The following is an 8,867-nucleotide window of genomic DNA, read 5'->3' as shown; positions in this document are numbered from 1 at the left end:
GTGAACGAGCTCGCGCCGGACAGCCCGGCGTGACGCAATGGTTGGGAGGGCGAACAGCACTTAATGCAGTGCCGGTCGATCCGGCGATCAGGACAACCCACTAGGGCCACGGCATCATCGAATGCGTGTTGTTGACTGGGACCTGATCCGCGGAGGGCATTATGGCCAGCGGTCATGGGTACCGCGCTAACAGGCCGAACACATGGCTGCTCCGACCAACGCTGCAAAGTGAAGATTCTTCTTGCCAACCGGGAGCCGTCCACACATGGGCCCTTCGTGCAACGGCGAGAGTTCGTTGCGCGGACGGCAGCCAGTGCAGTCCTGAGCTTTGGTTCCGTCGGTTATGAACCCACAGATTCTTCAGAGCGCCGTCACGAGGTCCGCGCCTTCATCCAGCAAGGGCAAGATTTCGTCTCGAGGCTTGGGTGGAAGCATCAGGACGACCCGGTCAACGCCGGCGTCACGGTAGCGCTTGAGCACCTCCAGGTTTCGGGGCGCCCCGAAGACGTCGAAGGAGAGCGAGGCGGGATCGCGGCCAGCGTCCTTTGCCATTTGACGGAATTGGGGAAGCACATCGAGTGGATCCAGCGCGCGCCCGCCGATCGGAATCCAGCCGTCGCCGTAAGCGATCGCTCGTTTGGCTGCGTGCGGGAATGCGCCCCCCACAACGATCGGCGGATGGGGTTTTTGAGCCGGTTTGGGCCACTGCATCATGGGTTCGAACTTGACGAATTCGCCGTCGAACGCCGCCGTCGACTGCGTCCAGATTTGCTTCATCGCCTCGATCCGCTCACGCATCAGCTTGAAGCGGGTTGCAAACGCTGTGCCGTGATTGGCCATCTCCTCCTCATTCCAGCCCGCGCCAATGCCGAAAATGAACCGGCCCGAGGAAAGCCGGTCGACGGTCGACACCTCCTTGGCGAGGTGGATTGGATCACGCTCGACGACAAGGCAGATCCCCGTCGCAAGCTTGATGGTCTTTGTCACCGCGGCGGCAGCGGCCAGCGAGGCGAACGGATCGTAGGTATCGTAATAGTATTTCGGCAGCTCAGCGCCGCCGGGCCACGGCGATTTGCGACTGGTGGGAATGTGACTGTGCTCCGGCAACCACAATGACTCGTAACCCCGCGCCTCCGCCGCCACGGCAAGCTCGTGCGGTGGAATCGCGTAATCCGTGGGAAACATCGTCAGCCCGACATGCATATTCAGTGCTCCCCGGTTGCGGCCAGTGCGCGATGGTCGCACACATCGCGGGCGCGAACCAGCCTCTAAGCTTGACCATCATCATCGGCTTCGTCCACGCCCTCGGACAGGTTGCCCCAGCTCGTCACCCGCTCCACGCGGACCGCGATGACGAGCTGTTCGGCGATCTGCATCGCCGCCAACTGGCGGTACCGGGAACGCAGCAGCTCCTGCGCGCGATCATGCTCCGTCCCGGCGCGCAGGATCTCGGCCCGTCCACGCAACATCACCCAGCCAAGCCTGGTCCAGTCCTCGTCGTAACGATCGACCACGATAGCGACCATCGGGTTGCGCTCGATGTTGCGGACGCGCTTGAGTGCTGGTCCAGCCACCCGCTTCGGCTTCTCGTCGATGGTGAAGTAGAGGTTGCCTTGGAATATCGCAAAGCACACCGGCACGACGTGCGGAACGGCCCGGCTGTCGGCCGTGGCAAGGTGCCCGACCCGTCGCGTCAACAGGAACCTGCGTTCGTGGTCTGACAACACGTGACGTCCGCCGGGCGATGACTTTAAATCGCGCCGATACTGCACGGCTTGGCTCGGCTTCGCCACCCGGGAATCGGCGTCGTGTTCAGCCGCGGCGACGAGACGGCAAATAGAACGATTTGTTGCGGTGCATGAGTCCGGAACTGGGCCCCAGGGCCGACATGCGTCCATGTCGGCATTTATGTCGCCATTGTGAGACCCCGAACGGGTGATCCCGCGATTTATTTTCCTTCCAGATTGCGTGTCCTAAATCGAACGATTCAATCGACTATCGTGCGAAGCTGTTGCCCTCGCCCGACGCCGTTACCTTGAACTGAGGGCGCAGCAGCAGGTAGAAGGCTGCGACATGCGTGATCATCAGCAGCGGCACGTAGATGATCGGAATCGCGTAAGCCGCGCCGAACTCGCCCGCCATCGCGGGAAGGTCGGCCTGGATGGCGTGGTAATAGTCGACAATAAGGTCGACGAAGCCCACGAGATTGAAGGCGATGACCAACAGCCAGAACACCGGACGTATCCTGACGGTGAGCAGCGCCAGCATGGCGAGCAGCCCGGTTGCGAAGTCCCAATAGGCGGCGAAGGTCGCAAATGAGGCGGGCAGATCGGGGCTGACCACGCCCGGCAGAATGAAGACGAGCCCGAAAAAGCGGAAACTGTGCAGCGTTGCGATGGCGCGGTGCGCCTCGATTGAGTCCATGGACCTGAGCCTCGGCCAGATGTAGACGCCGAAGCAAAGCAGCCACGCGACATAGCCGAGAACGAGTTGTGTGCGGAAGAGCGTGAGCGGCGACATGATGCCCTCTCTTCACGCGTTCGCGGGCGCGGCTTCGAATACCGCGGTCAGGATGCCGATCCGGCCCTCCATGATGTTTCGTCCGAGATTGGCGGAAAGCTGTGCGAAGTCCGGCCCCATCACCACGCCGAGGTTTGGGGAAGGCGGCGGCCCCGACGCGCGCACGCGTGCAAACCAGACTTTCGCGGTCTCGGAATCGTCCTGCGCGTGAAGCGTGCGGAAGCCGGCCTGTTCGACCGCCTCGCGCGTCGCCGCCGCAGTCAACAGAAAACTCGTCGCCGCCGTCCGCGCCCAAGGCACCGGATAATGCGGCTCGGCCGAGATCGAGACGACGTCGTAGGTCGCGAACCTGCCACCCTGCTTCAACACTCGCCGGATCTCGCGATAAAGCCGCGCCCGGTCGGCGATGTTCATCGCCACATGCTGCAGCAACACAGCGTCGAAGCTGGCGTCGTCAAAGGGAAGCTCCAGCGCGCTCGCAGCCTGAAACTTAACCCTGTCGCCCTGGCCGGTGCGTTCGGTCAGATAGCGCGCGGCGTCCACGAACGGTTCGCTGAGATCGACGCCGGTCACCCGGCAGCCGAAGATCGCGGCCAGAAGGCGCGCCGGACCGCCGACGCCGGAGCCGACGTCCAGCACCGACATGTCGGCAGTGATGCCGGCGAGCCTCGCAAGGTCCTCGGTCGCAGCGAGCCCCCTGGTGTGAAAATGGTCGAGGGCCGCGAGCTGCTGCGGCGTCAGCCGCTCATCCTCCGGCCCGAATACGGCGAGCGCCGTCTTCAGCCGTTCGGTCAGGCCGGTCGCGCGATAATGGTCGCGCACGCCATCAAGTGTATCGTTCATGACAAGCGGCTCCAAAAGGTCTCGTTTCAGTTGCGCTATCGGCATGACTTCCGATTTGCAAGTTACGACGTAGGCACACTTCCGCCGCAGGACTATCGGCGATAATGTCGATGAGCCATGAAGCAGGACTTCACAGTCCGGCACGGTGCGCTAAATGCTAGATGGTGTGGAGGCATTCTCGCCGCAGCGGGCAAAATGGGCTGGATACCGGCCAAATACGGTGCGGTGACTTGCGGGCATGGCGTTCAGAATACGTTCATCCGGCCCTGACTATCGAGGCGCTGTCCTTGCCGGAGGAACAATGATCCATCATATCGCATTGCGGGATGCCGTCAGGATTATCCTGCCGTTCAGCCTTTTCATTGGTTTTTTCAGCCACGGCCCCGTCTCGGCCACGGGTTTTGGCGTGTGTGCGCTTTGCGTCTGGTCCGCAGTCAGGAACGGATTGCGCCCCGCTCCGGTCAAGGCGGATTTCGAAGGCTAACGCGCCCTAAATTCTCTCGGAAACAAATCATTCACGCCAGGCACCGACTGCGCGGCAACGCGCAGGTGGAACGGCCCGTGGCGCGACGCGTTTTGCAAAATCTCCGGTTGCCTTGATATGGGTCAAGCACGACAAAATTGGCCGGTCCTTAAGGTTGGCTGTGTTGGGGCACCTCGCGGCGGCTCTTTGAGCCGCTGTTCCCAGTTCAGCGCAGCGTGAGGCTATCATGGCTGAAACGACCAAACTGTCCGTCGAGAAGGCGCTCGACAAATTGCGCGACACGGATGCGCCGAAATCCAGGATGGCGCAACTTGAGGAGGAAATCGCGGAGCTCGACGAGGAAACACAACGCCTGAGAGCACAAAGACTGCGCCTCGAGCGGCACCAGCGACGTCCGAAATAAGCGCGATTGACGTTGTCATTGACTGAGACCTGACTGTCCGCTTGGCGAACGCCAAGACGGCAGACTGCAGTCACGCCTCCGGCAACGTTCGCGGCTCGCCCCGAAACCCCGTCGCCAGCACATAGCGCTCCGAGGAATCCTGCCGGCTGGCGGCGGGCTTCACGTGCTTGACGCTGGCGAAATCGCGCTTGAGCTGTGCCAGCAGGTCGGCGTCGGCCCCGCTCTGGAACACCTTTGCGAGGAACGCGCCGCCGGGCTTGAGCACTTCGGTCGCAAACAACGCAGCGGCTTCGACGAGCCCGACAATGCGCAGCTGATCGGTCTTGCGATGGCCAGTGGTGTTGGCGGCCATATCAGACATCACGAGATCGGCGCGGCCGCCCAGCATGACGATCAGTCGTTCCGGCGCATCGTCGGCGAGAAAATCGAGCTGTGCGAAATCGACGCCGGGGATTTCTCCCATTTCCAGGAGATCGATCGCGACCACCTTGCCCCTGGCCGGCGCGCCGACGCGTTTTGCCGCGACCTGGCTCCAGCCGCCGGGCGCGGCGCCGAGATCGACCACCGTCATGCCTGACTTAAGCAGGTGAAATTTGTCGTCGATCTCGGTCAGCTTGTAGGCCGCGCGCGAGCGAAAGCCGTCGCGCCTGGCCTGCGCGACATAGGGGTCGTTGAGCTGCCGCTCCAGCCACAGTTTCGAGGACAGCTTTCGCTTGCCCTTGCTCTTGACCGTGACATGCAGCCGGCCGGAGGAATCTTTTGCCATGCCCCTCTCTATCGTCATTCCGGGGCGACGCGCCAGCGTCGAACCCGGAATCTCGCGCCACAACTTCTGGATTCCGGGTTCAGCCCTACGGGCTGCCCCGGAATGACGTCAAGGAGGCTTGGATCACAGCGCGCCGTCTTCGCGCATCATTTCGACCAGCATGCCCTCGCGCAGGCCGCGGTCGGCGACGCGCAGGCGAGGCAGCGGGAAGGCCAGGCGAATGGCGTCCAGGATGGCGCAGCCGGCGAGCACGAGGTCGGCGCGGTCGACGCTGATACAGTGATTGCCGGCGCGCTCCTGGTAGCTCATGCAAAGCAGGCGCTCGATGGTCGCGGTGATCTCGGCGTCATCCATCCAGATGCTGTCGACACGGCGGCGATCGTAGCGCGCAAGGTTGAGATGGACACCGGCGAGCGTCGTCACCGTGCCCGAGGTGCCGAGCAGGTGCATGTCGCCGATGTCGCTGCCGTGCTGGGCCGTAAACGGCGCGACATGCCGCGACACCGCCTCGACCATTTGCGCATAGATCTCGCGCGTGACGTCCTTGCCGCCGAACCGCTCCGCCAGTGTCACCACGCCGAGCGGGATCGACATCCAGGCCTTGCTGCGCGGCTCGGCCGCGGGGTTTGCGCGATCACGCTCGATCCGCACCAGTTCCGTCGAGCCGCCACCGATATCGAACAGGATGGCGCCACGGCCCTTTGGGTCGACCAAAGGCGAGCAGCCGACCACGGCGAGCGCCGCCTCGGTCTCGCGGTCGATCACCTCGAGCTCGATACCGGTCTCGGCGGCGACCCGGTTGCGGAAGCCATCGGCATTGGCGGCGGCGCGACAGGCCTCGGTCGCGATCAGGCGCAGCCGCTTTGCCCTCCGGGACTGGATCTTGTCGCGGCAGATCGACAGCGCCGCGATGGCGCGCTCGATCGCGGCGTCGCTGATATTACCGGTCGCCGAAATCCCCTCGCCCAAGCGGATGATACGCGAGAAGGAATCGACCACGCGGAAGCTGTCGCCGGATGGACAGGCGATCAGAAGGCGGCAGTTATTGGTCCCGAGGTCCAGCGCGGCATAGACCCCGGCGGCGCCACTGGCCGCACCGTTGGCCGCGCCAAGGCTTTCCTGGACTTGGGTTCCCTGGACTTGGGTTCCTTGGACCTGGTTTTCCTGGACTTCCGTCTGCTCAGGTCCTGCCGCGGCGGCCGCGACGGGACTGTGCAGCTCTCCGCTCAGCGCAAGGCCGTCGCGAAGCTGCGTGTCATCGTTCATTCAAAAGGTCTTTCCGCCGGCCTTCTTGAGACCAACCTGGAATTTCGCATTCGAGCGAAACATTAGCAGTGCCAAAGGGCTGTGCAACAGCCCAATACGACCATGCCCAAACGGGCGTTGTAGGAGCGGCGCGGGCGCGTTATTTGGGGGGAACAAGCGCGGAAATCGCGCCAATTTCAGGCTTTCCCATGCAAGATCATACCCCCGCGTCCGCCTTGGAAAACGCTATCGCACTGCAAAAATACGGCGTCGGCCAGCCGGTCCGCCGCAAGGAGGACGACACGCTGGTCCGCGGCCAGGGCAAATATACCGACGACTTCAATCTGCCCGACCAGGCCTATGCCTTTATCGTCCGCTCCAGCCATGCCCATGGCATCATCAAGAGCATCGGTACGGATGCCGCCAAGGCGATGCCGGGCGTGCTCGGGGTATGGACGGGTGCGGATCTCATTGCTGCCGGCTACGCCCCCTTCGCCTGTGGCTTGCCCCTCAAGAACCGCGATGGCTCACCGCTGTTGCAGACCAACCGCACCGCGCTGATGACCGACAAGGTGCGCTATGTCGGCGATCCCGTTGCCTTTGTGGTCGCGCAGAGCTTGGCGCAGGCCCGCGACGCGGCCGAAGCCGTCGAGGTCGATATCGAGCCCCTGCCCTCCGTCACTGATGCGGAAGAAGCGGCGCAGCCCGGCGCGCCACAGCTCTACGACCATATTCCCAACAATGTCGCGCTCGACTACCATTATGGCGACACCGAAAAGGTCGAGGCAGCCTTCGCCAAGGCCGCGCATGTCGTGAAGCTCGACATGGAAAACACCCGCGTCGCCGTGGTGCCGATGGAGCCGCGAGCGGCGCTTGCCTCTTTTGACAAGAAGACCGGGCGCTACACCATGCAGGTGCCGACGCAGGGCGTCGCCGGCAATCGCACCATGCTGAAGAACCTGCTCAAGGTCGAACCGGAGAAGGTGCATCTCCTGACCGCCAATGTCGGCGGCTCGTTCGGGATGAAGAATATCAACTATCCCGAATACATCTGCATCCTGCACGCGACCAAGGCGCTCGGCCGCCCCGTGAAGTGGACGGACGAGCGTTCCACCTCGTTCCTGTCCGACAGCCATGGCCGCGCGCAGAGGATCCATGGCGAGCTCGCGCTCGATGCCGAGGGCCATTTCCTGGCCGTGAAGCTGTCCGGCTACGGCAATCTCGGCGCCTATATCACCGGCGTCGCGCCCGGGCCGCTCTCGCTCAACACCGGCAAGAACCTCTCGAGCGTGTACCGCACGCCGCTGATGGCGATCGACATCAAGACGGTGCTCACCAACACCACGCTGATGGGCGCGTATCGCGGCGCCGGCCGGCCCGAAGCCAATTATTACATGGAGCGGATGATCGATGCCGCCGCCGACGAGATGGGCATCAACCGGCTGACCATGCGCAAGCGCAACTTCATCAAGCCGGCGCAAATGCCGTTCCCGGCCTCATCGGGCGTGACCTATGACAGCGGCGATTTCCACGGCGTGTTCGCGAAAGCGCTGGAGATCTCGGACTATGAGAATTTCGCCAAGCGCAAGAAGGAAAGCCGCAAGGCCGGCAAGCTGCGCGGGATTGCGGTCGGCTCCTATCTCGAAGTCACGGCACCGCCGAGCGTCGAGCTCGGCAAGATCGTGTTCGAGGCCGACGGCGGCGTGAAGCTGATCACCGGCACGCTCGACTACGGCCAGGGCCACGCCGCGCCGTTCGCGCAGGTGCTCTCCGCCCAGCTCGGCGTTCCCTTCGAGAGCGTCAGGCTCGAACAGGGCGACAGCGACATCGTCCACACCGGCAACGGCACCGGCGGCTCGCGCTCCATCACCGCAAGCGGCATGGCGATCGTAGAGGCCTCGCGCATCGTGGTCGAGAAGGGCAAGCGCGCCGCGGCGCATCTCTTGGAAGCCTCCGAGGCCGACATCGAGTTCGGCGACGGCCGCTTCACCATCACCGGCACCGACCGCTCCATCGACATCATCGATCTCGCCAAGAAACTGCGCGACAACAAGATGCCGGAAGGCGTGCCCAACTCGCTCGATGTCGATCACACCACCGGTCCGGTGCCGTCGGCCTTCCCCAATGGCTGCCATGTCGCTGAGGTCGAGATCGACCCCGATACCGGCGTGGTGAAAATCGTGCGCTATACCGGCGTTAATGATTTCGGCACCGTGGTCAATCCGATGATCGTGGCCGGCCAGCTCCATGGCGGCGTGGCGCAGGGCATCGGACAGGCGCTGATGGAGCACGTCCGCTACGACGAGAACGGCCAGCCAGTGACCGGCTCCTTCATGGACTACGCCATGCCGCGCGCGGAAGACATCCCGATGATGACGGTCGGTGATCACCCGGTGCCCGCCACGACCAATCCGCTGGGCACCAAGGGCTGTGGCGAAGCCGGCTGCGCCGGCTCGCTCTCGACCATCGTCAACGCGGTGGTCGATGCGCTGTCGGAATACGGCATCAAGCACATCGACATGCCGCTCACGTCGGAAAAGGTGTGGCGCGCGATCCAGGATGCCAAGGCCAAGGTGGCGTGAGTATTCGCCTCGCTCCGATTCGGA

9 protein-coding genes are annotated in these 8,867 nt (G+C 63.5%); 2 read left to right on the top strand and 7 right to left on the bottom strand.

Annotated features, from left to right (window positions below; all coding sequences use genetic code 11):
- Nucleotides 1-360: 360 nt before the first annotated feature.
- The 5 genes from A3AI_RS0115145 to A3AI_RS49930 all read right to left on the bottom strand — a co-directional run bounded on the left by A3AI_RS0115145 (nt 361) and on the right by A3AI_RS49930 (nt 3,742).
- The gene (locus tag A3AI_RS0115145) at nt 361-1,203 is read right to left on the bottom strand and encodes an LLM class F420-dependent oxidoreductase (protein ID WP_024516396.1); all 843 of its coding nucleotides are present in this window, start codon (nt 1,201-1,203) and stop codon (nt 361-363) included.
- Nucleotides 1,204-1,268: 65 nt separating this feature from the next.
- Complete coding sequence (locus A3AI_RS0115140) at nt 1,269-1,793, bottom strand: TIGR03668 family PPOX class F420-dependent oxidoreductase (RefSeq protein WP_198030121.1); 525 nt, start codon at nt 1,791-1,793, stop codon at nt 1,269-1,271.
- A gap of 202 nt (nt 1,794-1,995) precedes the next feature.
- Nucleotides 1,996-2,520 carry a DUF8737 domain-containing protein gene (locus tag A3AI_RS0115135; RefSeq protein WP_024516394.1) on the bottom strand — a complete coding sequence of 175 codons (525 nt, stop codon included), beginning with the start codon at nt 2,518-2,520 and terminating at the stop codon, nt 1,996-1,998.
- Between the two features lie 12 nt (nt 2,521-2,532).
- Nucleotides 2,533-3,363: a class I SAM-dependent methyltransferase gene (locus tag A3AI_RS0115130; RefSeq protein ID WP_024516393.1), complete on the bottom strand. Its 831-nt coding sequence runs from the start codon at nt 3,361-3,363 to the stop codon at nt 2,533-2,535.
- A 256-nt stretch (nt 3,364-3,619) separates the two neighbouring features.
- On the bottom strand, nt 3,620-3,742 hold the full coding sequence (locus A3AI_RS49930) for a hypothetical protein (protein WP_283807233.1): 123 nt from the start codon (nt 3,740-3,742) through the stop codon (nt 3,620-3,622).
- Nucleotides 3,743-4,073: 331 nt separating this feature from the next.
- On the opposite strand from A3AI_RS49930, the gene A3AI_RS48765 reads away from it, so the two are divergent.
- Nucleotides 4,074-4,250: a hypothetical protein gene (locus A3AI_RS48765; protein ID WP_198030120.1), complete on the top strand. Its 177-nt coding sequence runs from the start codon at nt 4,074-4,076 to the stop codon at nt 4,248-4,250.
- Nucleotides 4,251-4,320: 70 nt separating this feature from the next.
- Here the strand turns inward: A3AI_RS48765 and A3AI_RS0115115 are convergent, their stop codons facing one another.
- Nucleotides 4,321-5,016: an RlmE family RNA methyltransferase gene (locus A3AI_RS0115115; RefSeq protein WP_024516391.1), complete on the bottom strand. Its 696-nt coding sequence runs from the start codon at nt 5,014-5,016 to the stop codon at nt 4,321-4,323.
- A 123-nt stretch (nt 5,017-5,139) separates the two neighbouring features.
- On the bottom strand, nt 5,140-6,282 hold the full coding sequence (locus A3AI_RS42765) for a Ppx/GppA phosphatase family protein (RefSeq protein WP_198030119.1): 1,143 nt from the start codon (nt 6,280-6,282) through the stop codon (nt 5,140-5,142).
- Between the two features lie 188 nt (nt 6,283-6,470).
- Between A3AI_RS42765 and A3AI_RS0115105 the strand changes: the two genes are divergently transcribed.
- Nucleotides 6,471-8,843, top strand: coding sequence for a xanthine dehydrogenase family protein molybdopterin-binding subunit (locus tag A3AI_RS0115105; RefSeq protein WP_024516390.1), 2,373 nt, complete (start codon nt 6,471-6,473; stop codon nt 8,841-8,843).
- Nucleotides 8,844-8,867 lie beyond the last annotated feature (24 nt).

The organism is Bradyrhizobium sp. Tv2a-2 (assembly GCF_000472425.1).
GTDB lineage: Bacteria > Pseudomonadota > Alphaproteobacteria > Rhizobiales > Xanthobacteraceae > Bradyrhizobium.
Note: the sequence above shows the minus strand (reverse complement) of the source record. Positions and strands in the feature narration are given on the sequence as shown.